The organism is Roseitalea sp. MMSF_3546, assembly GCF_030732865.1.
Classification (GTDB): domain Bacteria; phylum Pseudomonadota; class Alphaproteobacteria; order Rhizobiales; family Rhizobiaceae; genus Roseitalea.
The window spans coordinates 15,441-41,147 of sequence record NZ_JASHKB010000003.1; the positions used below are offsets into that span (position 1 = coordinate 15,441).

Sequence of the window (25,707 nt, forward strand, 5' to 3'; positions counted from 1 at the left end):
GCCGCGCCGGGTTTTTCGGTGGTCACGCCGCGCGCATCCGTCCGATCAGCGGTGCAAGCGCTTCGCCAAGGGCATCAAGATCGTCGGCGGCGCTTGACGGGCCGATCGACACGCGCACCGCGCCCTCCCGGGCATGAGACCCCATGGCCTCGAGCACGTGGCTCCTGCCGACCTTGCCCGACGAACAGGCCGAGCCCGACGAAACGGCGAAGCCGGCCAGATCGAGGCCGATGGCCAGCGTCTCGGCCTTCACGCCCGGAACGGAGAAGAAACTGGTGTTGGCAACGCGCGGCGCGCCCGCTCCGTGGACGATCGCGTCAGGGGCGATGCCGCACAGCGCGTGTTCGAACCGGTCGCGGCGGTCGGCCAGCGCGGCGAACGCATCGAGCCCTGCCGCGGCCGCCTGGGCCGCCGCACCGAAGCCGGCAATATTCGCGACCGCTTCGGTTCCGGCGCGATGGCCGCGCTCCTGGCCGCCGCCGCCCATGAGCGGCATCGGCATCATCAGGTCCGAACGGGCGACGATGGCGCCGGCGCCCTTTGGCCCGCCGATCTTGTGCGAGGAAACGATCAGGAAATCGGCATAACCCTCTGCGACATCGACCGGAATGCGGCCCAGCGCCTGAACCGCATCGAGCACCAGCACGGCGCCGGCCTTGCGTGCCAGCGCACCGATTTCGGCGACCGGCTGGATGACGCCGGTCTCGTTGTTGACCCAGTGCAGCGCGACGAGCGGCGTGCCATCGCCCCGATCGTGCGCGGCAAGGGCGCGTTCGAGCGCGGCGAGATCGATCAGCCCGTTTGCGTTTACGCCGATCCGCGTGACGTTTTCGGGGGAGAAGCGACCGCCCGCAAGAAGGCAGGGATGATCGCTCGCGCCAACGAAAAGCCGGCCCATGGTCAGCGGCGCGCGGCCCATCGACCAGCCGGGGGTCAGAAGCGTGGCGGCCGCCTCGGTCGCGCCGGAGGTGAACACGACATGGTCGGGCTCGGCGCCGACGAGACCGGCCACCTGCCGGCGCGCCTTTTGCACCATGGCGCGCAGCGCGCGCCCGCTGCGATGGACCGAGGACGCATTGCCGTTGACATCGAGCGCGGCAAGCATGGCCGAGCGCGCTTCGGGCAGAAGCGGCGCGGAGGCATTGTGGTCGAGATAGCGCATGGTCATGGCCGGCTCGCGCCGCTCGGGCGGCGGGATTTCCTTGATATTTCGGCTTCGTTGGTCATATGACGGCCTCCGCCCGCGCGTTCAACCATACAAAGCCTTGAATCGAGGCCGCAAAAACGCATTTCACAGGTGGAAACCGGCGCGCAACGGTCGGGCACAGGCCGGTTTTGCCGAGGAGATACAATGCCAGAAGTGATTTTCAACGGTCCGGCGGGCCGGCTTGAAGGGCGTTACCAGCCCGCCAGCGACAAGACCGCGCCGATCGCGATGATCCTGCATCCGCACCCGCAATTCGGCGGGACGATGAACAACCCGATCATCTACAATCTGTTCTACATGTTCCAGAAGCGCGGCTTCACGACGTTGCGCTTCAATTTCCGCTCGATCGGGCGCAGCCAGGGCGAGTTCGACCATGGCGTGGGCGAGTTGTCCGATGCGGCCGGCGCGCTCGACTGGGTGCAGTCCATGCATCCCGAATCGAAGGCGTGCTGGATCGCCGGCTATTCCTTCGGCGCCTGGATCGGCATGCAACTGCTGATGCGCCGGCCGGAGATCGAGGGCTTCATCTCGATCGCGCCGCAGCCCAATACTTACGACTTCTCGTTCCTGGCCCCCTGCCCGTCCTCGGGCCTGATCATCCATGGCAGCCAGGACCGGGTGGCGCCGCCCGATGCCGTGCAGGGTCTGGTCGACAAGCTGCACACGCAAAAGGGCATCCTGATCACGCAGAAGACCATCGAGGGCGCCAACCACTTCTTCACCGAGCATTCGGACGTGCTGCTCGAGGAATGCGCGGGCTATCTGGATGCGCGCTTGCGCGGCGAGTTGGTGCCCGACACCGTCAAGAAGATCGCCGGCCGCTGATGGTCGCAGGCCCGGCGGCCGGCGCCGCGGGCGGCTTGATCTGGGCGCGCGGCCGGGCCAAGAGGAGCGCGCGCCGGCCCGGCGCGGTGATGCAACCGGAAAAGACCCCGATGTCCGCCTTCAAGTCCGATTTCCTCAACGTTCTGAACGAACGCGGCCTGATCCACCAGATCTCCGATCCCGAGGGCCTCGATGCCCGATGCATGGAAGGGCCGATCACCGGCTATGTGGGCTATGACGCGACCGCCACGAGCCTGCATATCGGCAATCTGATCACGCTCACCCTGCTGTACTGGCTGCAGCAGACCGGCCACCGGCCGATCACGCTGATGGGCGGGGGCACCTCCATGGTCGGCGATCCGTCGTTTCGCGACGATCAGCGCAAGCTGCTCACCAACGCCCAGATCGAGCGCAACATCGCCGGCATCAAGACGATCTTCGGGCGCATCCTGCGCTATGACAGCGGGCCGATGGACGCGATCATGGTCAACAATGCCGACTGGCTGCTGGAGCTGAACTATGTCGACTTCCTGCGCGAGGTCGGCCGGCATTTCTCGGTCAACCGCATGCTGACCTTCGATTCGGTCAGGCTCAGGCTCGACCGCGAGCAGTCGCTGTCGTTTCTGGAATTCAACTACATGATCATGCAGGGCTACGACTTCGTCGAGCTCAACCGCCGCTATGGCTGCGTGCTGCAGATGGGCGGCTCGGACCAGTGGGGCAACATCGTCAACGGGCTCGACCTGTCGCACCGCATGGGCGGCCCGCAGCTCTATGCGCTGACGACGCCGCTCCTGACGACCGCGTCGGGCGCCAAGATGGGAAAGACCGCGCAGGGAGCGATCTGGCTCAATGCCGATCTTTGTTCGCCCTATGACTTCTGGCAGTATTTCCGGAACACCGAGGACGCCGATGTCACGCGGTTCCTGAAGGTGTTCACGCGCCTGCCGCTCGACGAGATCGCCCGGCTCGGCGCGCTCGGCGGCACCGAGATCAACCAGGCCAAGAAGGTGCTGGCGACCGAGGCCACAGCCATCGTGCATGGCCGGCAGGCCGCCGAGGAAGCGGCCGAGACCGCACGCAAGACCTTCGAGGAAGGCGCGCTCGCCGAAAACCTGCCGACGGTCGACGTGCCGGCCGCCGAGCTTGGCGCCGGCATGGGCCTGCTGAGCCTGTTCGTCTCCGCCGGGCTTGCCAGTTCGAACGGGGAAGCGCGCCGGCACGTCAAGGGCGGCGCGGTGCGCGTCAATGACGAACCGGTGAGCGACGAGCGCATGACGCTCGACGACTCGTTCGTGAAAGAAGGCGTGATCAAGCTGTCGCTGGGCAAGAAGAAGCACGTGCTGGTGCGGCCGGCGTGAATGTGTCCCGCGAGTCCGGCCTGTTTGCCCGTCATCCTCCGGCCGACCACTTGATCGTCATCGACGAATGAGGGCGTGTCCGGCGCCCCACCTCCCCCTTGAGGGGGTCCGAAGGACGGGGAGCGACGCGTGGCGCGAGCCCGGCGAGTGGCGAGCGAAGCGAGACAGAGCCGGGTGGGGGTTGTCCTCCGCCCGCCTTGCTACCACCCCCACCCGCTCAACCATCGCTGCGCTCGGTTTCGCGTGCCTCCCCTCAAGGGGGAGACGGGCGCGCGTCAACGGAACTCGAAGATCGAGCGGAACAGCCCCGGCGCGATGATCGACAGCGGGTTGATGGTCACCTGCGGCGCGTCGAACGGCCCTTCGAGCTTGAAGGTCACCCCGATCAGGCCGCGCTCGCGGCCATTGCCCAGGATCAGCCCGACGAGCGGGATGTCGGCAAACAGCGAATTGAGCCCGTAGGCCGGCATGAACGTGCCCGAAAGGCGCATGTTGCGGTCCTGGTCGAAGACGGTGCCGCGCAGCACGAAACCGACCAGCGGGCCGCGCACCACGCCGTCGGCGAGCGTCAGGCCGGACGGCGACAGGCTGATCTCGCCCGAGGCGACCTCGAAACGCACGTCCGAGGTGTCGATGTCGCGCTGCACCGCCTCGCGCAGGCTTTCCGATCCGTCGCGGGGGCGCGAATTGGCCAGTTGCGACAGGCGCGGCTCGTCGAAGACGCGGAAATCGACCAGTTGCACCGGACCCGACAGCGTGCCGTCCGCCTCGCCGGCAAGGGCAAGGTTGAGGACGCCGCCGCGCACCTGGCCGTAGAGGTCGGCGAAACGCAGCAACTCGCCCGCATCGAACGCCTCCACCCGCACCTGGCGCGCCGCACCCTGCCCGCTGATGGCGATCGAAAAGGGCATGCCGCTCGCCGTGGTGCCGGTGATCGACAGGCTCTCGACGCCGCCGCCGGCGATCACGAGTTCGGCGCCGACATTGCTCAGCACCTCGCCGCCAAATCCGGTAACGCGTGCGATCTGCGCGTTGACGGTCACCGGCACCGTGTCGCCGCCGGCGTCCGGACCTGCGCCGATCTGCCGGCGCGCATGGCGGATCAGCGCGCGCACATCGAGCGCGGCACCGTCGACATCGACCCTGTATCCGGCGCCATCGCGGCGGATGTCGACGGCGACGTCGTCACCCGGATTGAGCGCCAGCGAGCCGAACCGCGCGCGCGTCAGCCCCGCCGCGCCGACATCGATGCGCCCGCGCGCGGAAAAGGGCTGGCCGAGCAGGCGGAAGTCCTCGAGTGTGGTCGATCCGTCGCGCATGACGAGTTCGAACGCCGCGCTGGCATCGATGCCCGGCCCCTTGGACCAGCCGATCCACGGCAGCAGCAACTCGGCCGCCGTCAGGTCGGCCTCCACCGACATCTGGGCGCCATCGCCCTCGACACGCACCGGCGTCGCCCCGCGCAGCAGGGTATCGAGCCCCGGCGCGAATCTTGCGCGATCGGCGTCATCGAGGCTCAGCGCGATGTCGCGTTCGGCAAGGACGCCGGAATCGCCGAAGGGCAGCACCATGTCGATGCGCGCCGGCAGGCCGTCGATCATGCCGGTCAGATCCATCACCGCCCGCGATGGGTCGACGGCGATGGTGCCGTCCAGATCGGCGAGCTGGCGGCCCTCGAAGGGCGCCGCGCTGGCGCCGTCGGTGATCGTCAGGTCGACGTTCCAGTCCGGCGGCGGGCCGCCCGGCCCGCCATTGAGCGCGAAATCCATGGTGATGTGGGCATCGACGTCACCGCTGAGGTCGGCCTCGTCATAGTCGCGATACTGCTTTGCATTGATCGGCCGAAAGGCGATGATCTCGCCGATGGCGTCCGCCTTTCCTCGAACATGCATGTCGAGGTCGGCACGCACGAGCCCGGTCTCGTCCTCGGGGTTGATCACCAGCAATCCGTCGCTTGCCGTCGCGGTGCGGCCGCTGGGCAGATAGACGGTGCCCGAGCGCAGCGCGATCTGCGCCGTCTGGTCTATGAACATCACGCGTCCGACGGCATCGCGCACGGGCGGCAGGTCACCTGCCACGTCAAAGCGCACGCCCTCGACCTGAAGATCGACGATCGTGTCGCCGCGCAGGCGCTCATCGGTCCCGGGTATGCGGCGCCGCAGCGGTTCGGCGATGTCGAACGTGCCGGAAACGACGCGCCCGCCGGCCAGATTGGACAGCACCCAGCGCCGCGCCGCGCGCGCCACCGGGGCCGGCCAGAACTGCTTGACCCCGGCGATCGTCATGTCGGTGACTTCGACCTGGAAGACGGCGATCGGCGTGTCCTCGCCGAGCGCCACGTCGCCCTCGGCAACCGCTCCGCCGGCTTCCGAATGCATCTCGATATTGGTGAAATCGAGGAATTGTCGCGCCGGATCAAAGAATCCCTGCGCCCGGGCGGCATAGCGCACCGGCGGTTCGGGCGAATCGGCCGGCGCGAGGTGGCCGCGATTGGCGATCAGATCGAACTCGACCGGCATGAAGGGCAGCGCGCCCCGGCCCGGCCAGTCCTCGAACGGCCGGCCGGCATCGCGGATGCGCGCCGAGACCTGCATGGTCGAGCGGCCAAGGCGCCAGTCGTCGCGCTGCATGGTCACGACATCGTCGTTGAACCCGTAATCGAACAACACTCGACCGGAAAACGGCACGAGATCGTCGGCGGAGAGCTTGAAGGCGAGGTCGCGGGGCTCGAGGGCCAGACGCAGCGTGTTGCCGGCGTCACCTTCGCCGCGATGCGTCATCTGCAGGACGGCGCGCATTGGCACCGGCGGCTGTTCGGCGCCCGGCTCGTGATCGCTCATGTCGTCGGAAAAAAGCGTCGGCAGGCGTCGGAAGGGCAGCCGCACACCGTCCACGCCAACGACCAGGCGCGCCGGCTCGCCGGCATCCGCGCGGGCCGGCACTGCGAGTTCGGCGCGCAGCGTGACCGGTGCACCGCCAAGGCGCATGTCGCCGGCCAGTTCCGCCGCGCCGCCGCTCGCCCTGCCCGAAAGGCTTTCGACGATCAGCGGCTCAGCCGCACCGTCCGGGGCGCCCAGCATCAGGCGCGAATCGGCCAGATCGAGCCTCAGACCGCCGGGCTGGCCATGCAGGTGGGTGGCGCCCCAGCCGCGCAACAGGGCGAACAAGCGATCGAAATGGTCTGGAATGTCCGACAGGCGGACGGGCTCGACCGGCCCGCCGTCCATTCCCAGCGCCGCGCGCAGCGCCGGAACCTGGGCAACCAGGCCACCGAGTTCGATGCCGCCAATGCGCGGGCTGCGCCTCAGCAGCGAGAAGGGATCGATGGCGACGGCGAGGCGATCGGCCTCGACGAGCCGCGCCCCGGTGTCAGCCTCGGTCAGTGCAACGTCCGAATAGGTGACGGCCAGATTGGGCGGCCAGTGCAGCCGCACGCGGGTGTCGCCGAGCATGGCGACCATGGTCTCCGGCACCATGCGGCGCAGCGTGTCTTCCGCGGTCCGCTCGAGCACGCCATCGCGGAGCAGCAGGACGAGCGCGCCGACCAACAGCGCGACCAGGCAGACCAGCACCAGCGCGATGCGGCGCAGGGCACGGCCGATCGGCGGCAGGAGCGGCGCATGAACAGGACCACGGCGACGCTCGCGGTGGGACGGCAGTTCATGCAGGGCCGGCGCCTGGTGCCGGTCGAAACGGACAAATTCGACGTCGTGCTTGTTCAAGCCCAGCTCTCGCGATCAACGCCATGGGCGCCCGGGTGCGGAATCGCGATGGACGCCGGACGCACGGACCTTATATCGTCTTGTGCAACGTTTTTCGATCGTTGACCATCCAACTTGCGAGGGAAACCAGACGTGACCAGTCCCGATGCCGGCGCAATGGCGCCCGACTTCAATCTGCCTGCCGACAATGGCGAAACAATGTCGCTGTCCTCACTGAAGGGGAAGCAGGTCGTCCTGTACTTCTATCCCAAAGACGACACCAGCGGCTGCACAAAGGAAGCTGTCGAGTTCTCGGGACTGCTGGAGGATTTTGCTGCGGCCAACACCGTCATACTTGGCGTTTCGCCCGACAGCGTTGCAAAGCACGACAAGTTCAAGGCAAAGCACGATCTGACGGTCACGCTTTTGGCCGATGAAGACAGGCAAGCCATCGAGGCCTATGGCGTGTGGGTGGAAAAGAGCATGTACGGCAAGAAATATATGGGCGTTGACCGCTCGACCTTCCTGATCGATGCCGATGGCCGGATCGCCAAGGCCTGGCGCAAGGTGAAGGTGCCCGGCCACGCCGAGGCCGTGCTTGAAGAGGCACGCGCGCTCGCCGGCTGACGGTCGGGCCAGGGGGCGGCCGCGCCCCCGCCCTTCCGCGGACGCCATCGCCGGCACGACTGAACCGGCACTGGCGGCCACGGCCCGCCGCAATCTTCGCGTGTGGGGCGTGACACCGATTGTTAACCCTAACGATTTCTAATTGCGCCCGAAACGTCGACTGTCGGGGGCATGGGAACGTGAACAAAACGGCCATATTCGGACGCCGCACTGAACCACACACCATCGTTATCGCAAAGGGCAGCCATATCCGGCATTTCACGCTGCGTCCGTGGGTCGCCGCCCTGGCCGGATCGGTGCTGCTGGCCGCCAGTTGCGGCTATCTGGTCGCCACGGGCTATCTGATCATGCGCGACGACATCATCGATGCCGCGCTCATGCGCCAGGCGCGCGTACAGCACACCTATGAGGACCGGATCGCCGCGCTGCGGGTGGAGGTCGACCGGATCACCTCGCACCGGCTGCTCGACCAGCAGTTCATCGAACGCAAGATCGCCGAACTGGCCAACCGCCAGTCGGCGCTGGCGCAGCGCTCGGGCGCGCTGATGCCGCTGGTGGAGCGGGCACGGGCGACCGGTGTGATGCCCGGCGCGGTGCCGGACGAGGTGCTGCCCATTCCGGCGCAGCGGCCCGACCGGCTCGACGGAACGAGCCGGAAGGCATCGCTCGCGCCGTCGATGCGTGGCAGCGCCCGGGTCGATGAAGGGGCCGCGCCCACACAACGGACCGCGCGGCTGCCCGGGGCCGGTGCGCGCGATGGATTTGCGCGCCTGGGCCAGGTCGACACGACGCTCGATGAACTCGAAACGAACCAGTTCGCCCAGTTGAGCACGCTGACGCGCGCCGCCCTTGCCAAGCGCAACGAGCTGATCGAGACCGCCCGCGCCAATGGGCTGTCCATCGATGCCGAGCCGGTGCAGGTCGAGGCCGTGGGCGGCCCGTTCGTGCCCTATGCCGAAGACATGCCCGGCCAGGCTTTCGTCGAAGGGCTGCAATCGCTGCAGGCCGCGCTCGACGCGCTGGACCAAGCGCGCGGGGAGGTCTCGGCCTATCCGATCGCCCATCCCGTGCCCGGCCAGGCCATCACCAGCGGCTTTGGCAAGCGGCGCGATCCCATCATCGGGCGCAGCGCCTTTCATGCGGGCATCGACTTTCGCGCGCCGACCGGCACGCCGATCCGCGCGACGGCGGCGGGCAAGGTCGTCACCGCCGGACGCAATGGCGGCTATGGCAAGATGGTCGAGATCGATCACGGCAACGGGCTGACGACGCGCTTTGCCCATATGAGCCGGATCGACGTCAAGCGTGGCCAGCGCGTCGTCGCGGGCCAGAAGATCGGCGCCTCGGGCAATACGGGCCGGTCGACCGGGCCGCATCTGCACTACGAGGTGCGGGCGGGCGAACGGGCGGTCGACCCGATGCGCTATCTGCGCGCGGGCAACAAGCTGGGTGCCTATCTGTGATCAGGCCGGCGGCGCCGCGTCGATGACGCGAAGCTGCGGCGTGCGCCGCCCGTTCCAGTGATTGATCGAGACCGTGCCGGCCAGATGCAGCGTCCGGCCGGCATGCTCCGACAACAGGCGGCCCAGGGGCTGATCGGCAACCCGAAAGGCGATCGCATCGAGCGGGCGCAGGCCGAGCCCGCGCAGGGACAGTTTCAGATGGCCGTTGCCGACCGGCCGGACCGAGGCGACCTGGTGATGGGGAAACGCAAAGATCGGCTCGGAATGGCCCGTCCCGTAGGGGCCGGCGGCGTGCAGCCGCTCGATCAGTTCCACCGTCACGCCGGCCGATGACAGCGCGCCGTCGATCTTCAGCGTATCGCTGGCGACGAGCGCATCCACCGCATTGCCGGTCTGCGCCTCGAAGAAGGCGCGAAGATCGGCGAGCCTGTCGCGCATCACCGTGATGCCGGCCGCCATGGCATGGCCGCCGCCCTTTTCGAGCAGGCCGGCCTCGACCGCCTGACGCACCAGCCGGCCCAGATCGAACCCGGCGATGGACCGGCCGGAGCCGGTGCCGCGGCCCGCCGCGTCGAAGGCGATGGCAAAGGCCGGTCGGCGCGTCGTCTCGCGCAGCCGCGCCGCGATCAGCCCGACAATGCCCGGATGCCAGTCGCCGCTGGCGGTGACGATCACGGCGGGCGGATGCGCCGACCGCATTTCGAGCGCCGCTTCGGCCTTGGCCTCCTCGACCATGGCCGTCTCGATGGCCTGGCGCTCGGTGTTGAGCGCGTCGAGCCGTGCGGCGAGCGAGTGCGCGGTGTCGGCATCGTCCGTGGCAAGCAGTTGAGCACCGAGCGCGGCATTGCCGATGCGCCCGCCGGCATTGATGCGAGGGCCGATCAAAAAGCCCAGATGGAACGGGTTCAGCGGCTCGCCGATGCGCGCAACCGCCGTCAGCGCGGCCAGACCGGGATTGCGCATGCGCCGGGCGACGACGAGCCCCTTGGTCACGAAGGCCCGGTTCAGCCCGATCAGCGGGACGACATCGCAGACCGTCGCCAGGGCCACGAGGTCGAGCATGCCCATCAGGTCGGGCAGATCCGTCCGGCCACCCTGCCGGAGCTGGCGAGCGACATCGACCAGTGTCATGAAGACCACGCCGGCCGCGCACAGATGGCCCAGCCCGGACAGATCGTCCTCGCGATTGGGATTGACCACGGCGCGGACCGCGGGCACAGGCCCGCCCACCTGGTGGTGGTCGATGACGACGATGTCGGTACCGCTGCCGGCGACGGCCTCGAACGCCTTCGCGCTGTTGGTGCCGCAATCGACCGTGACGATCAGGTCGGCCGTCTCGGCAAGCGCGCGCAGCGCCTCGGGATTGGGACCATAGCCCTCGAAGATGCGGTCGGGGATATAGACCTGCGCCTGGATGCCCAGCTGACGCAGGAACCTCTGCAGCAGCGCACTGGAGGCGGCGCCGTCGACATCGTAATCGCCGAAGATCGCCACGCGCTCGCCATTGGCGATCGCCTGGACGATGCGCGCCGCTGCCGCGTTGAGGTCGGTGACGACGGAAGGGTCGGGCATCAGCGCCCGGATCGTCGGGTCGAGGAAACCGGGCGCGGCCTCGACGGTCACGTTGCGCCCGGCCAGGACGCGCGCCACGATGTCCTCGATGCCGTGCGTCTGGGCGATGTCGAGCGCGATATTGGCCTGGCGCGGGGTTAGGCGTTCCACCCAACGGCGCTCGCAGGCCGAAACGCGCACATCGAGGAACGGCCTTTGATGTTCGGTCATGGCGTCATCTCGCCCGGCGGCGCGATGGCGTCAAGCAGCGCGCTGCGGCTCAGAACTTTTCCATGTCCAGGTGCCGCGCGGTGATTTCGCGGATCGTCTTGGACTGCGAGCGCATGACGATGGTCTCGGTCTCGATGAAATTGCGGGCAAAGCGCACCCCGGCCAGCATCTTGCCATCGGTGACGCCGGTCGCGGCGAACAGTACGTCGCCGCTGGCCATGTCGTGGATCGCGTAGACGCGCCCGGGATCGGCGATGCCCATGCGCTCGGCGCGGGCCCGCTTCTCGTCGGTGTCGAGGATCAGCCGGCCCTGCATCTGCCCGCCCACGCAGCGCAGCGCGGCGGCGGCGAGCACGCCCTCGGGCGCCCCGCCGGTGCCGATATAGATGTCGATGCCGGTGTCCTCGGGGTCGGTCGTGTCGATCACGCCGGCGACATCACCGTCGCCGATCAGGCTGATCGCCGCGCCCGCCTCGCGCACCGCGTCGATCAGCGCGGCATGGCGCGGCCGGTCGAGGATGCAGGCGGTGATCTCGTTGACCGGCACGTTCTTGGCATTGGCCAGCGCATAGATGTTGTCGGCCGGCGCTGCGTCCAGGTCGACAAGGCCGTCGGGGTAGCCCGGCCCTATGGCGATCTTTTCCATGTAGACATCGGGCGCGTTGAGCAGGCTGCCCTTCGAGGCGATGGCGATCACGGCCAACGAATTGGGCTGGTTCTTGGCGCAGACCGTCGTGCCCTCCAGCGGGTCGAGCGCGATGTCGACCTCGGGCCCGCCGCCGGCGCCGACGTTCTCGCCGATATAGAGCATGGGCGCCTCGTCGCGCTCGCCCTCGCCGATCACCACCGTGCCGGAGATCGGCAGGCGGTTGAGTTCGGCGCGCATGGCATCGACGGCGACCTGATCGGCCGCCTTCTCGTCGCCGCGTCCGCGCAGGCGGGCCGCCGCCACCGCCGCGCGCTCGGACACGCGCGCCAGTTCGATCGACAGTTCGCGGGTCAGCCCGGGGGTGTGCATGGTCTCGTTCATCGGCGGCGCCAAATCCGGTTCATCGTTCTGCAGGTCACAGACCATACAGCGGCCCCATGACAAAGTCGAAAAGGGCCCTGCCCCAAACAAAATCGATTTAACGTTGATCGTCCAACTGCGCCGGACCGGGCCTCATTCGGCCTTCTCGATACGGATGACCTGCGGCCGGTCGATCAGGTGGCCGTCACGGACCATGGCCTCGATCGCCTTGCGAATCGCCTGCTCGGTCGTCTCGTGGGTGATCAGGATCACCGTCTTGGGCGGGTTGTCGGCGCCATCATGGGCCGCATGCGCCATGGGCGCGTCGCCGTGCTGGACGATCGATTCCAGCGAGATGTCGTTTTCGGCCATGCGCGTCGCGATCGCCGCGAACACGCCCTTGCGATCATGGACGGTCAGACGCACGAAATAGCCGCCCGAGTGGGCCCGCATGCGCGCCCGCACGTAAGGGGCGAGCGTTGCCGCGGGACGACCGAGCGCCGGCGCCTGCTGGCGGCCGGGCTGGGACTTGGCGATGTCGGCGATGTCGCCGATCACCGCCGAGGCGGTCGCATTGCCGCCCGCGCCGGGCCCGGACATCAGCAGCGAGCCGACGATGTCGGCCTCGACGGCCACCGCATTGGTCACGCCCTCGACCTGGGCGATCACCGAGCCGAGCGGCACCATGGTCGGATGCACGCGCTGCTCGATGCCCGTGGCGGTGCGCTGGGCGACGCCGAGCAGCTTGATGCGGTAACCCAGCTCGCGCGCCGCCTGGATATCGGCTAGCGAGATGTTGGAAATGCCCTCCATGTAGATTTCGTCGGCAGCGATCTGCGTGCCGAAGGCCAGGCTCGTCAGGATGGCCAGCTTGTGCGCGGTGTCGTGCCCCTCGATGTCGAAGGTCGGATCGGCCTCGGCATAGCCGAGCCGCTGGGCCTCGGCGAGGCAGGTGTTGAAGCCGATCCCGTCGTGCTCCATGCGCGTGAGGATGTAGTTCGCCGTGCCGTTGAGGATACCGTAGACGCGGGTGACGTCATTGCCCGACAGCGATTCGCGCATCGTCTTGATGATCGGGATGCCGCCGGCGACCGCCGCCTCGAAATTCAGGATGACGCCCGCCTGCTCGGCCTTTTGGGCGAGCGAGACGCCATGGCGGGCGAGCAACGCCTTGTTGGCGGTGACCACGTGCCGGCCGGCATCGAGCGCGGCGTCCACGCTGGCCAGCGCCGGCCCGTCCTCGCCGCCGATCAGTTCGACGAAGACATCGATGTGATTGCTCGCGGCCAGTTGCACCGGATCGTCAAACCAGTGCATGCCGGCGTGCTCGAAGCCACGGTCCTTTTGCCGGTCGCGGGCGCTGACCGCGGTCACCTCGACGGGCCGGCCGCATTGCGCGGTCAACACCTCGCTCTTGTGCGCCAGAACGCGCGCCACCGAGGCGCCCACCGTGCCAAGGCCGGCAAGCCCGACGCGCAAACTCTCACTCATCTCGATCGTCCCTTCAATGGCGCCTGGAATGGTCGGGCGCGCTCAGCGCCGCGCGGTCAGAGAGACCACATTGTGCAGATTGCTGTCGGCGCTCGAAACGAAGCGCCGGATGTTGCGCGCGGCCTGCCGGATTCGGTGCTCGTTTTCGACAAGAGCGATGCGCACATGGTCGTCGCCATGCTCGCCGAAGCCGACGCCGGGCGCGACGGCCACATCGGCCCTTTCGATCAGCAGCTTGGAAAACTCCAGCGAGCCCAGATGCCGGAACGGCTCGGGCACCGGCGCCCAGGCGAACATGGTCGCCTCGGGCGCGGGCACGGCGAAGCCGGCATTGGAAAAGCCCGACACCAGCACGTCGCGGCGGCGCCGGTAGGTGTCGCGCACCTGGGCGATGTCAGAACCGTCGCCATTGAGCGCGGCGGTGGCGGCGACCTGGATCGGGGTGAAGGCGCCGTAGTCGAGATAGGACTTGACCCGGGTCAGCGCGCCGATCAGCCGCTCGTTGCCGACCGCGAAACCCATGCGCCAGCCCGGCATGGAAAAGGTCTTGGACATGGAGGTGAACTCGACGCACAGATCCATCGCGCCGGGCACCTCGAGCACCGAGGGCGGCGGCGTCGCGCCGAAATAGATCTCCGCATAGGCCAGATCCGACAGGATGATCAGATCGTGCCGGCGGGCGAACGCGACCACGTCCCGGTAGAAATCCAGCGTAGCCACATAGGCGGTCGGGTTGGACGGGAAGTTGAGAATCACGGCCAGCGGCTTGGGTATGGAGTGCTTGATGGCGCGCTCGAGCGCGGCCATGAAGGTCTCGTCGGGCGCGGCCGGCACGGAGCGGATCACCCCGCCCGACATGATGAAGCCGAAGGCGTGGATCGGATAGGTCGGATCGGGGCACAGCACCACATCGCCCGGCGCGGTGATCGCCTGGGCCATGTTGGCGAAGCCCTCCTTGGAGCCCAGCGTGGCGACGATCTGCGTTTCCGGGTCGAGCTTGATGCCGAACCGGCGCGCGTAATAGGCGGCCTGCGCCTTTCTCAGCCCCGGAATGCCCCTTGAGGAGGAATAGCGGTGCGTGCGCGGATCGCGCACCGTCTCGCACAGCTTGTCGACGATCGTTTGCGGGGTCGGCAGATCGGGATTGCCCATGCCCAGGTCGATGATGTCGCGGCCGGCCGCGCGCGCATCCGCCTTCAGGCGGTTGACCTGTTCGAACACATAGGGCGGCAGGCGCCTTGTCTTGTGGAACTCTTGCATGGCGGGCATCCGGTTTGCTCACATGCTATAGCTCGCACCGGCGCAGAAATCGAGTGTCAGCGTTGCTCGATCCGTGCCAGCGTTTCGTCCGAGTGCGTGGCGGCGAGCCGCTGCAACTCCGCCAGCCGGGCCCGGTAGGCCTGCGTCGAGATCCGTCCGGCCGCCCTGGCGGCGGCGAGCGCCTGCATCTGGGCGAAGAGCGCGGTTCGCGTGCGCGGATCGCCGGCCTGCAATCGTGACTGCGGCTCGCGATTGAGGTTGGGATAGGTGCCCGTATTGCGAATCGCGACCTGAGGGACCAGATCGGACCCGTGAGCGGCCGGCGGTGCGGTCGGCGCAAGATCGGCGAATGCGGTGTCGATGGACGAACTCGACGTGCAGCCGGCCAGCGCGCCTCCGAAAAGCGGGCCAAGCGCAATGGCGACAAGGGCGGATCGTGTCAGGGCCAAGGCGTTGGGCCTTCGTTCTGCTTGATGGTCATCGAACTGCAACGCTAGTATGGCCTGAGCAAGGCCGCCGCAAGCCCGGGCCGCGTCGTGCGGCCCTCCGGATGCGGCAGTCCGGACGATTTGGGATGAACAGTCAATGAGCGCAAAGGCAAAAGACCCCGATCAAACCGGGGCCCATGACGGTCAGGCCGATGCGCTCGATGCCTATGTGATCAAGGATCCCGAGGCATTCGCCCGCAACCTTGCGCGGATGATCGAGGCGGCCGGTCACGCCGCGGCGAACTGGGTGGCCCCGCGCGAGCGCGGGGAAACGCACGATACCATCTCCGAGCCGGCCGCCGAGATGGCCAAGACCTTCTCCAAGGTCACCGAATACTGGCTGTCGGACCCGCAGCGGGCGATCGAGGCGCAGACCAGGCTGTTCTCGGGCTACATGAACATCTGGGCCAACTCGATCAAGCGGATGGGCGACCCCTCCATTGCCGAGGCGGTGAGCACGGACCCGCGCGACAAGCGATTCGCCGACGAGGACTGGAAGGACAATGCCTTCTTCTCCTTCCTCAAACAGGCCTATCTGGTGACCTCGAACTGGGCGAGCGAGCTTGTCGACGAGGCCGAGGGACTGGACCCGCACACCAAGCACAAGGCGCAATTCTACATGCGCCAGTTCACCAGTGCGCTGTCGCCGTCGAATTTCATGGTTTCCAACCCGGAGATCTTCAAGGAGACGGTGGCCACGAACGGCGCCAATCTGGTGCGCGGCATGGAGATGCTGGCCGACGACATCAAGTCCGGCAAGGGCGAGGTGCGCCTGCGCCAGGCGGACTATTCCAAGTTCGAGATCGGCAAGAACCTGGCCACCACGCCGGGCAAGGTGATCGCGCGCAGCGATCTGGTCGAGGTGATCCAGTACGCGCCGACGACCGATACCGTTCTCAAGCGGCCGCTTCTGATCTGCCCGCCATGGATCAACAAGTTCTACATCCTCGATCTGAACCCGGACAAATCCTTCATCAGATGGGCGGTCGGCCAGGGCCACACCGTGTTCGTGATGTCCTGGGTCAACCCGGATGAACGCCACGCCACGATGGACTGGAACGCCTATGTCGAGGACGGGCTGTTCTTTGCGCTCGATGCGGTCCGGCAGGCCACCGGCGAGACGCGCGTCAACGCCATCGGCTACTGCGTGGGCGGCACGCTGCTGGCCGCGGCGCTGGCACTGATGGCGCGCAATGGCGACGAACGCATCGCCACGGCAACCCTATTCACCACGCAGGTCGACTTCACCCATGCGGGCGATCTGAAGGTGTTCGTCGACGACGAACAGCTCGAGGCGCTGGAAGCGCGCATGAAGCGCAGCGGCTATCTGGACGGCTCGAAGATGGCGACCGCCTTCAACATGCTGCGCGCGGGCGACCTGATCTGGCCGTATGTCGTCAACAACTACATGAAGGGCAAGGATCCCCTGCCCTTCGATCTGCTTTACTGGAACGCCGATTCCACGCGCATGGCTGCGGCCAACCACATCTTCTATCTGCGCAACTGCTATCACGAGAACAATCTCGCCCGCGGGATGATGCGGCTTTCGGGCAAGCGCATCAATCTGGGCGACGTCACCGTTCCGGTCTACAACCTGGCCACGCGCGAGGACCATATCGCGCCGGCCCTGTCGGTGTTCGAGGGTTCCAAGCTGTTCGGCGGCGCGGTCACCTACGTGCTCGGAGGCTCGGGTCATATTGCCGGCGTCGTCAACCCGCCGCATCGCAACAAGTACCAGTTCTGGTCGGGCCCGAAGGTCGAGGGCACGTTCGCCGAGTGGCTGGAAAAGGCCGAAATGACGCAAGGCTCGTGGTGGCCCCATTGGGACGGCTGGATCCGCGAGCACGACGATGCCGAGGTCAAGGCGCGCAAGCCGGGGATCGGCCGCAAGAAGCCCCTGGCCGACGCGCCGGGAGACTATGTGCGCGTCAGGGTGTGACGGGCGGGGTCGCCCAGACGTGGCCCATCGCAACGCGTTCGCATCCGCCCCCCTCTGTCCCTGGGGTACAGGGTGGGGTGTTTCATGCCGTGCCGATCCGGATTGTCTGACATGATCTTCGACCCGCCGCTGATCGAGGCGCGGCTGATCCGCCGCTACAAGCGCTTTCTGGCCGACGTCACCCTGGCCGATGGCGGCGAGGCGACCGTCTCGGTGCCCAATACCGGCTCGATGATGGGCCTGACCGCGCCGGGCGCGCGCGTCCTGCTGTCGCGGTCGTGCGACCCCAAGCGCAAATATCCGCACCGGCTGGAGATCGTCGAGGCCGACGGTACGCTGGTCGGCATCAATACCGGCCTGCCCAACCGGCTCGTCGAGGAGGCGATCGACGCCGGCATGATCGGCGATCTGGGCGAATATGCGAGCCTTGCCCGCGAGCGCAAATACGGCGCCAATTCGCGCATCGACATCCTGCTCGAGGATCCCGCGCGCGGGCGCGCCTATGTCGAGGTCAAGAACGTGCATCTGCGGCGCCGGGCCGGCCTCGCCGAGTTTCCCGATACCAAAACGGCGCGCGGCGCCAAGCATCTGCGCGAACTGGCGGCGATGGCGCAGGGCGGGCATCGCGCGATCATGGTCTATCTGATCCAGCGCGCAGACTGCGAAAGCCTGCGCCTTTGCCGCGATCTCGACCCCGACTACGCGGCGCAATTCGACCGGGCGGTGGGGCTCGGACTTGAAGCTTTCGCCGTTCGATGCCAAATCTCGCGGAGTGCGATCGTGCCCGAAGCGGTCATTCCCATCGATGAACCCATCATGACGGCGGCGCAATGACGCGCGGGGTCGCCCGGCAGGAACGGACGGACAACATGGTCAGCTATCTGGACGCAGCCATCGCACCGGTCAAGAACACCGGCCAGATCCGGCTTCATGGCGAAGCCGGCTTCGCCGGCATGCGCAAGGCCGGCGCGCTCGTGGCAAGGGCACTCGACGAAGTGGCCCCGCTCGTCGTGCCGGGCACGACCACCAGCCGCATCGACCGGTTCCTGTTCGAGTTCGGCATGGACCACGACGCCGTGCCGGCGACGCTCAACTATCGCGGCTATACCAAGAGTTCGTGCACCTCGATCAACCATGTCGTCTGCCACGGCATTCCCAACGACAAGCCGCTGCGCAATGGCGATATCGTCAATGTCGACGTGACCTATGTGCTCGATGGCTGGCATGGCGACTCCTCGCGCATGTATCCGGTCGGCCAGCCCAAGCGCGCCGCAGAGCGGCTGCTCGAGGTCACCCATGAATGCCTGATGCGCGGCATCGCGGCGGTCAGGCCCGGTGCGCGCATGGGCGCGATCGGCGCGGCCATCCAGGCTCATGCCGAGGGCGAGCGCTGCTCGGTGGTGCGCGACTTCTGCGGACACGGCATCGGCCAGTTGTTCCACGACGCACCCAACGTGCTGCATTACGGCCGCGCCGACGAGGGTGCCGAGATGAAGCCGGGCATGATCTTCACCATCGAGCCGATGATCAATCTGGGCCGGGCGCACGTCAAGGTACTGGGCGATGGCTGGACGGCGGTCACGCGCGACCGCTCGCTTTCGGCGCAGTACGAGCACACGGTCGGGGTGACCGAGACCGGCTGCGAGGTCTTCACCCTGTCGCCCGGCGGTCTTGACCGACCGGGGCTTCCGATCACACGGTAAGGCGAGCGGCCGGGCACAGCGCCGGCACAGCGGGGCGGTGATGGGCGGAGACGATGACGAGCGGCAGGCATTCTTTTCCGAATCGCAAGGGTCCCGCCCGAAGCCGCAACCTCCGGACGAAAAGGTGCCCCGGCCCTCGCCCAATGCCGGCCACAGGGACCGGCTGAGGGCGCGCTTCGCGCGCGCGGGCAGCGAGGCGCTCGCCGACTACGAACTGCTCGAAATGGTGCTGTACCGGTCGATCCCGCGCCGGGACACGAAGCCGATCGCCAAGGCGCTGATCGCCAGGTTCGGATCGTTCGGCGCGGTGCTCGGCGCCGACGCAAGGCGGCTGGCCGAGGTGCCCGGCATGGGCGAGGCGAGCGCGCTCGATCTGAAGATCGTCGCCGCCGCCGGCCGGCTGATGGCGCGCCAGGGAATTGACGACAGGCGGGTGCTCAGTTCGTGGTCGGCGGTCATCGACTATTGCACCGCCGCCATGGCGCATGAGAGCCGCGAGCAGTTCCGGGTGCTTTATCTTGACAAGAAGAACGGGCTGATCGCCGACGAGGTGCAGCAGACCGGCACGGTCGACCACACCCCGGTCTATCCGCGCGAGGTGCTGCGCCGGTCGGTCGAACTGCACGCCACCGCGGTGGTGCTGGTCCACAACCATCCGTCGGGCGATCCCACGCCCTCGCGGGCCGACATCCAGATGACCAAGACGATCGTCGATGTGCTCGCCCCGCTCGGCATCCTCGTTCACGACCATGTGATCATCGGCAAGTCCGGCCATGCCAGCCTGAAGGGGCTGGGGCTGATGTGACGGGCGGGTGTGCGCGTCTCGCCTCCCCCTTGAGGGGAGGCACGCGAGACCGAGCGTGCGATGGTCGAGCGGGTGGGGGTAACAAATGACCGCGATGTCAGCACCGGCACCCCCACCCGGCTCTGCCTCGTTTCACTCGGCACTCGCCGACCTCCCCTCAAGGGGGAGGTTTGACCGCGCACCTCACAACGGAATGTTGTCGTGCTTCTTCCAGGGGTTTTGCAGATCCTTGTTCCTGAGCAGCCGCAGCGCCCGGGCCACCCGCGGCCGCGTATCGCGCGGCATGATCACCTCGTCGACATAGCCGCGCTCGGCGGCGACGAAGGGCGACAGGAACCGATCCTCATAGGACCGGGTATGGGCCTCGATCCTGTTGGGATCGCCCAGGTCCTTGCGGTGGATGATCTCGACCGCCCCCTTGGCGCCCATCACGGCGATCTGCGCCGAAGGCCAGGCATAGTTGATGTCGCCGCGCAGATGCTTGGAGGCCATCACGTCATAGGCCCCGCCGAACGCCTTGCGCGTGATCACGGTCACCTTGGGCACGGTCGCCTCGCCATAGGCGAACAGAAGCTTCGCGCCGTGCTTGATCAGCCCGCCATATTCCTGGCTGGTGCCCGGCAGGAAGCCCGGCACGTCGACGAAGGTGACGATCGGGATCGAGAACGCGTCGCAGAACCGAACGAAACGCGCCGCCTTGCGGCTGGCATCGGAATCGAGCACGCCCGCCAGCACCAGCGGCTGATTGGCGACGAAACCGGTGGTGCGGCCTTCCATGCGGCCGAATCCGGTGACGATGTTTCTGGCGAATTCGGCCTGGATCTCGAAGAAGTCGCCCTCATCGACCGTCTTCTCGATCAGTTCGGTGATGTCGTAGGGCTTGTTGGCGTTGTCGGGCACCAATGTGTCCAAGGACGGGTCGGGGACGGCCGAGGATTGGTGATGGGCGAGTTCGGGCACCGGCGCGGTGTTGGAAGCGGGCAGGAAATCGACCAGCCGGCGCATCTGCAAGAGCGCGTCGACATCGTCGTCATAGGCGCCATCGGCGATCGACGAGCGCGTGGTGTGCACCCTGGCTCCGCCCAGTTCCTCGGCGGTGACGGACTCGTTGGTGACGGTCCTGACCACGTCCGGTCCGGTGACGAACATGTAGGAGCGCTCGCGCACCATGAAGACGAAGTCGGTCATCGCCGGCGAATAGACATCGCCCCCCGCGCACGGGCCCATGATCACCGAAATCTGCGGGATGACGCCCGAGGCCAGGATATTGCGCTGGAAGACCTCGGCATAGCCGCCGAGCGCGGCCACGCCCTCCTGGATGCGCGCGCCGCCGGCATCGTAGAGCCCGATGATCGGCGCCCGGTTCCTGAGCGCCATGTCCTGGACCTTCATGATCTTGCCGGCGTGCGTTTCCGAAAGCGAGCCGCCAAAGACGGTGAAGTCCTTGGCGAAGACGAAGACCGTGCGGCCGTTGATCGTGCCCCAGCCGGTGACGACGCCGTCGCCGGGGATCCTGGTTTCGTCCATGGAAAAGTCGGTGCAGCGGTGTTCGACGAACATGTCGAACTCCTCGAAACTGCCCTCGTCCAGCAGCACGGCCAGCCGTTCGCGCGCGGTCAGCTTGCCGCGGGCGTGTTGGGCCTCGATGCGCTTTTGCCCGCCGCCGAGCATCGCCACGGCGCGGCGCCGGTGCAGTTCCTCGATCACCTCTTTCATGAAACGTCCCCTCGCAGATCGGTTCTGTCCTGCGATAGCAGGGTCTGCGGGCAAGACAATACGGCGTACGGACGAGGCGGGCTATGTGCGAAGCGCGTCGATCATCCGCGCGGCGGCATCCATCTCGCGCCGGCGGCGCTGCCGGACGGCGCGCGCCTGGGCGTCCTCGCCCCATTGGGCGATGTTGAAATCCTCGTCGACATGGGCAGCGGCCCAGGCGTCGTCGGCGCCCCATGCGGCGCGGTAGACGCCATAAGCAAGGACCGCCGAGCCGGTGAGCGTGGTCATCGAATGCAGCGCGGCGAGGGCGACCGGATCGGTCACCTGAGCGACCAGCGCGGCCATGGCCCTGAGCGTCTCGCGCGGCTGGGCGACATGGATGACCCCTTCGGCGAGATGAAACCGTCCGCCGGCCTGGCGCTCGGCCCATTCGAGCGGGCCGTCCCAACTGTCGCGCTGGAGGGCGACGAGCGTTTCGGGCCCCTCGGCCCGGTAGCACACGAGGTCGGAGCCGAAGAAACGCACGATGTCTTCATGCACCGCCTGGGGGTCGGCCGCCACGCCGTCGATTGCCGTGTTGACAAGCCGGAAGGCCGGCATGGTCGACGGATCGATCGTCTCTTCCTGGGCGCCGAATTCGTCGGCGACGATGCGCGCGGCCGGCGCGGTTCCGAGCGCGACGATCGCCTTGCCGGGCGTGCGGGCCGGCCGGCCGTCGAGTTCGACGGCAAAGCCGCCGTCATGTTCGCCGACGGCCACCTTGTCGTAAAACCGCCGGGGCAGGTCGGGTCGCATATTGGCCCGTGCCGCGCCCATCGGATCGGCGGGCTGGTCGGTGTGCAATTGCGCCAGCAGGTCGCGCACGATCGTAACTCCCAAGATGCAGCTTGCGCGATAGCCGATCGGTGGCCCATGCGGCAAGAGCGGTGGCCGTGGCGTTTCGCCACCGGCGCGCCCATATGCGATAGTGCGGCCTGATTCGGCCCGAATTCTCGGACAATGGATGGTCATGGACGACACAGGCGATCTCTTCGGCAATGCGCAGCCGGCCCCCTCGCCCGCCGCGCACGGAAAACCTTCAGCGCGCGGCCGCGCCGGCAAGGCGCAGGCGGCCACGAACGGAAGCGATTACGATGCCGCCTCGATCGAGGTGCTGGAGGGGCTGGAGCCGGTGCGGCGCCGGCCGGGCATGTATATCGGCGGCACGGACGCCAAGGCGCTGCATCACCTGTTCGCCGAGGTGATCGACAATTCCATGGACGAGGCGGTGGCCGGCCACGCCAGCTTCATCGAGGTGTCGCTCGACGCTGACGGGGCGCTGACCGTTTCCGACAACGGGCGCGGCATCCCGGTCGATGCGCATCCGAAGTACAAGGACAAGTCGGCGCTCGAAGTGATCATGACCACGCTGCATGCGGGCGGCAAGTTCGACGGCAAGGCCTATGAGACGTCGGGCGGGCTGCACGGCGTCGGCGTGTCGGTCGTCAATGCGCTGTCGGAGAGCCTCGAGGTCGAGGTGGCACGCAATCGGCGGCTCTACCGTCAGCGCTTCAGCCGCGGCGTGCCGCTCGGCCCGATCGAGGATCTGGGCGAGGTGCACAACCGGCGCGGCACGCGGGTGCGCTTTCGTCCCGATGCGGCGATCTTCGGCGCCAATGTCAGCTTCGATCCGGCGCGGCTGGCGCGCATGGCGCGCTCGAAGGCCTATCTGTTCGGCGGCGTGGAAATCCGCTGGGAATGCGCCGAGGCGCTCGTCGCACCCAAGGATCGCGACAAGACCCCGCTCAAGGCGACCTTTCACTTCCCGGGCGGGCTCAAGGACTATCTCGAAGCCTCGCTGCCTGGCGATCATCGCGTCACCGATCAGGTGTTCGCCGGGCGCACCGAAAAGGCGAGCGGGCATGGCGCGCTCGAATGGGCGATCACCTGGCACACGGGAGACGGATTCGTTCATTCCTACTGCAACACCATCCCAACGCCCGAGGGCGGCACCCATGAGGCCGGGCTTCGCCAGGCGATCACGCGCGGGCTGAAGGCCTATGGCGAGATGGTCGGCAACAAGCGCGCCGCGATCATCACCACCGACGATGTCATGCTGTCGGCGGCGGCGATGCTGTCGGTGTTCGTGCGCGAGCCCGAATTCGTCGGCCAGACCAAGGACCGGCTGGCGACCACCGAGGCCCAGCGCATCGTCGACACCGCCCTGCGCGATCCGTTCGACCACTGGCTGACCGCCTCGCCGCAACAGGCCAACCAGTTGCTCGACTGGGTGATCGAGCGCGCCGACGAGCGCGTGCGCCGTCGCAAGGAAAAGGAGGTCAGCCGCAAGAGCGCGGTGCGCAAGCTGCGGCTGCCGGGCAAGCTCGCCGACTGCTCGCAGAACGCGGCGGCGGGCGCGGAGATCTTCATCGTCGAGGGCGATTCGGCGGGCGGATCGGCCAAGCAGGCGCGCGACCGGGCGACGCAAGCCATCCTGCCGCTGCGCGGCAAGATCCTCAACGTCGCCGCGGCGGGCCGCGACAAGCTCGGCGCCAACCAGCAGCTCGCCGACATCGTCCAGGCGCTGGGCTGCGGCACGCGGTCAAAGTACCGACAGGACGATCTGCGCTACGAGCGGGTGATCATCATGACCGACGCCGATGTGGACGGCGCGCATATCGCTTCGCTGCTGATCACCTTCTTCTTCTCGGAGATGCCGGAGCTGATCCGCAACGGGCACCTGTTCCTTGCGGTGCCGCCGCTGTACAAGCTCAGCCAGGGCGGGCGCACCGCCTATGCGCGCGACGACGCGCACCGCGCCGAGCTTCTGGCCCGCGAATTCAATGACAGCAAAAAGGTCGAGATCAGTCGCTTCAAGGGCCTGGGCGAGATGCTGCCCAAGCAGCTCAAGGAGACCACCATGGATCCGGCCAAGCGGATGCTGCTGCGCGTGGAGATCGACGAGATCGACCCGGCCGGCACGCGGAAGACCGTCGATTCGCTGATGGGCACCAAGCCCGAGGCGCGCTTTCGCTTCATCCAGGACAACGCGGCGTTTGCCAGGGATCTGGACATCTGAGCGCCGCGGCGGGGTACGGGCCGTCGCGCTCAGGCCGCCGCCAGTTCGCGGGCGTGCGCGCGGGCATTGTCGCGCATGGCATCGAGGTGGATCGCGCGCAACAGGTCGACGATGTCGTCATTGGCCGCGTGCGGCGAGCCGCGCCGCTCCTCGTCCATGGTCTCGATCAGCCGGCGCGTGACCTCCTGGACGCCGGCGACAAGCCGGCCGATGGCGATCTCGCGCCACAGCGCCACGGCATGGACCAGCACCGTCTGGACCGGCTCGACCAGTCCGGCCCGGCCGAGCAGCGCGCGCAACTGGTTGGGCCGATGATTGACCATGATCGCGGTCACACGCCCCGTGGGCACCTCGGTGAGCACGGACAGGAGTTCGGCGAGGAAGTCGATCTGGCCCTCGCAGGCCGCGCGCACCATCATCACGGGCGTCAGATCGCCGGTGTCGCCGAGCGCGTCGATCAGCTTTTCGCAGGGCGCGCCGTCCAGCGTCCTCAAAAGCGCGCACAGCGCCTTCTGGCGCGTGTCGCGAATCAGTTCGGGCGCCGCCTCGCCCACCGCATGCCGGTAGAGCGCGCTTTCGCCGAGCGCGGTGCCGGCCGCGCGCATCAGCGCGTAGCGCAGCTCGGGTTCGAGGTCGCCGCGCTGCAAAAGCGCGCCCCGGACACCGGCGTGACCGGCATGGCGTTCGACGATGATCGCCCGGCACCGGGCGCAGATGCGGGCATTGGCATTGGACAGGAGCGCCACCGCGCTGTCGGCCGACCCATGGCGGGCCAGAGCGAGGGCGAGACGCGGCGGGACTTCGGGTCGCGCGGCGATCAGGCCCTGCAGCCGGCCGGAGGCGCCACGCGCTCGCTCGACCAGATCGCTTTCGGCGATCACCGGCGACCGCGCCAGGATCATCGCGGCGATCTCGGTCTGGTCATGGGCCAGCGCGGTCACGATCTGGGCCGGAGCCCGCGGGCTCGTCGACAGCGCCTCGGCGAGCGCCAGGCGCACTTTCGGGGACGGATCGTCGAGCAGCAGCGTGAGCGCCGCCTCGGCGGCGACGCGCTCGTCGATATCGAGAGCGGCGGTCAGATAGGCGCGCGCCAGCGCGGCCGCCGCGGCGGCGCGCCGCGTGACGTCCGCCGATTCCTTCCACTTGAGAAACTGCCGTACGATCAACGCATTGCACCCCGGCTCACCATGCGGCCGACGCTAGGCGCAAATGGTTTACGTTTGGTTCACCATCACCGGCAAGGGCCCGTTAACCCTGGTGTTCCACGCCCGA

The 25,707-nt window shown here is 67.7% G+C and carries 18 protein-coding genes and 1 pseudogene; 9 read left to right on the forward strand and 10 right to left on the reverse strand.

Features of this window, described 5'->3' with window-relative positions; genetic code table 11:
- Positions 1-22 precede the first annotated feature (22 nt).
- Positions 23-1,168, reverse strand: a complete 1,146-nt coding sequence (locus RBB34_RS03645) for a cysteine desulfurase family protein (RefSeq protein WP_306117832.1) — start codon at positions 1,166-1,168, stop codon at positions 23-25.
- 183 nt (positions 1,169-1,351) lie between these two features.
- Here RBB34_RS03645 and RBB34_RS03650 point away from each other — a divergent pair, with 183 nt between their 5' ends.
- Both RBB34_RS03650 and tyrS read left to right on the forward strand, forming a co-directional pair.
- The gene (locus RBB34_RS03650; RefSeq protein WP_306117833.1) at positions 1,352-2,032 is read left to right on the forward strand and encodes an alpha/beta hydrolase; all 681 of its coding nucleotides are present in this window, start codon (positions 1,352-1,354) and stop codon (positions 2,030-2,032) included.
- 110 nt (positions 2,033-2,142) lie between these two features.
- Complete coding sequence (gene tyrS, locus RBB34_RS03655) at positions 2,143-3,393, forward strand: tyrosine--tRNA ligase (protein WP_306117834.1); 1,251 nt, start codon at positions 2,143-2,145, stop codon at positions 3,391-3,393.
- Between the two features lie 275 nt (positions 3,394-3,668).
- Here the strand turns inward: tyrS and RBB34_RS03660 are convergent, their stop codons facing one another.
- Positions 3,669-7,115 (reverse strand): DUF3971 domain-containing protein, encoded by a 3,447-nt coding sequence (locus tag RBB34_RS03660; protein ID WP_306117835.1) that lies wholly within the window; start codon positions 7,113-7,115, stop codon positions 3,669-3,671.
- 156 nt (positions 7,116-7,271) lie between these two features.
- On the opposite strand from RBB34_RS03660, the gene RBB34_RS03665 reads away from it, so the two are divergent.
- Positions 7,272-7,721: a peroxiredoxin gene (locus RBB34_RS03665; protein WP_306117836.1), complete on the forward strand. Its 450-nt coding sequence runs from the start codon at positions 7,272-7,274 to the stop codon at positions 7,719-7,721.
- Positions 7,722-7,900: 179 nt separating this feature from the next.
- Entirely contained in the window at positions 7,901-9,184 is a 1,284-nt protein-coding gene (locus RBB34_RS03670; RefSeq protein WP_306117837.1) for a M23 family metallopeptidase, read from the forward strand.
- On the opposite strand, the gene recJ is transcribed toward RBB34_RS03670, so the two are convergent.
- The 5 genes from recJ to RBB34_RS03695 form a co-directional block, all read right to left on the reverse strand.
- The gene (gene recJ, locus RBB34_RS03675) at positions 9,185-10,966 is read right to left on the reverse strand and encodes a single-stranded-DNA-specific exonuclease RecJ (RefSeq protein ID WP_306117838.1); all 1,782 of its coding nucleotides are present in this window, start codon (positions 10,964-10,966) and stop codon (positions 9,185-9,187) included.
- Positions 10,967-11,015: 49 nt separating this feature from the next.
- A complete protein-coding gene (gene glpX / locus RBB34_RS03680) occupies positions 11,016-11,996 on the reverse strand; it encodes a class II fructose-bisphosphatase (protein ID WP_306117839.1) in 981 nt (326 codons plus the stop codon).
- Positions 11,997-12,128: 132 nt separating this feature from the next.
- A complete protein-coding gene (locus tag RBB34_RS03685; RefSeq protein ID WP_306117840.1) occupies positions 12,129-13,466 on the reverse strand; it encodes a homoserine dehydrogenase in 1,338 nt (445 codons plus the stop codon).
- Between the two features lie 42 nt (positions 13,467-13,508).
- The gene (locus RBB34_RS03690; protein ID WP_306117841.1) at positions 13,509-14,726 is read right to left on the reverse strand and encodes an LL-diaminopimelate aminotransferase; all 1,218 of its coding nucleotides are present in this window, start codon (positions 14,724-14,726) and stop codon (positions 13,509-13,511) included.
- Between the two features lie 56 nt (positions 14,727-14,782).
- Complete coding sequence (locus tag RBB34_RS03695) at positions 14,783-15,175, reverse strand: hypothetical protein (protein WP_306117842.1); 393 nt, start codon at positions 15,173-15,175, stop codon at positions 14,783-14,785.
- A gap of 136 nt (positions 15,176-15,311) precedes the next feature.
- On the opposite strand from RBB34_RS03695, the gene phaC reads away from it, so the two are divergent.
- From phaC to radC, 4 genes are all read left to right on the forward strand, one after another.
- Positions 15,312-17,153: a class I poly(R)-hydroxyalkanoic acid synthase gene (phaC, locus tag RBB34_RS03700; RefSeq protein WP_306117843.1), complete on the forward strand. Its 1,842-nt coding sequence runs from the start codon at positions 15,312-15,314 to the stop codon at positions 17,151-17,153.
- A 111-nt stretch (positions 17,154-17,264) separates the two neighbouring features.
- Positions 17,265-17,987, forward strand: a complete 723-nt coding sequence (gene sfsA, locus RBB34_RS03705; protein WP_306117844.1) for a DNA/RNA nuclease SfsA — start codon at positions 17,265-17,267, stop codon at positions 17,985-17,987.
- A gap of 35 nt (positions 17,988-18,022) precedes the next feature.
- Complete coding sequence (gene map / locus RBB34_RS03710; protein ID WP_306118031.1) at positions 18,023-18,856, forward strand: type I methionyl aminopeptidase; 834 nt, start codon at positions 18,023-18,025, stop codon at positions 18,854-18,856.
- Between the two features lie 40 nt (positions 18,857-18,896).
- The gene (gene radC / locus RBB34_RS03715) at positions 18,897-19,661 is read left to right on the forward strand and encodes a DNA repair protein RadC (RefSeq protein WP_306117845.1); all 765 of its coding nucleotides are present in this window, start codon (positions 18,897-18,899) and stop codon (positions 19,659-19,661) included.
- Positions 19,662-19,844: 183 nt separating this feature from the next.
- Here radC and RBB34_RS03720 read toward each other — a convergent pair whose 3' ends face one another.
- On the reverse strand, positions 19,845-21,377 hold the full coding sequence (locus tag RBB34_RS03720; protein WP_306117846.1) for an acyl-CoA carboxylase subunit beta: 1,533 nt from the start codon (positions 21,375-21,377) through the stop codon (positions 19,845-19,847).
- 81 nt (positions 21,378-21,458) lie between these two features.
- On the reverse strand, positions 21,459-22,241 hold the full coding sequence (locus RBB34_RS03725) for an ATP12 family protein (protein WP_306117847.1): 783 nt from the start codon (positions 22,239-22,241) through the stop codon (positions 21,459-21,461).
- A 244-nt stretch (positions 22,242-22,485) separates the two neighbouring features.
- Here RBB34_RS03725 and parE point away from each other — a divergent pair.
- Positions 22,486-24,435 (forward strand): annotated as a pseudogene (parE, locus tag RBB34_RS03730) (DNA topoisomerase IV subunit B); the annotation flags it as partial.
- 29 nt (positions 24,436-24,464) lie between these two features.
- On the opposite strand, the gene RBB34_RS03735 reads toward parE, so the two are convergent.
- On the reverse strand, positions 24,465-25,601 hold the full coding sequence (locus tag RBB34_RS03735) for a DUF2336 domain-containing protein (RefSeq protein ID WP_306117849.1): 1,137 nt from the start codon (positions 25,599-25,601) through the stop codon (positions 24,465-24,467).
- Positions 25,602-25,707 lie beyond the last annotated feature (106 nt).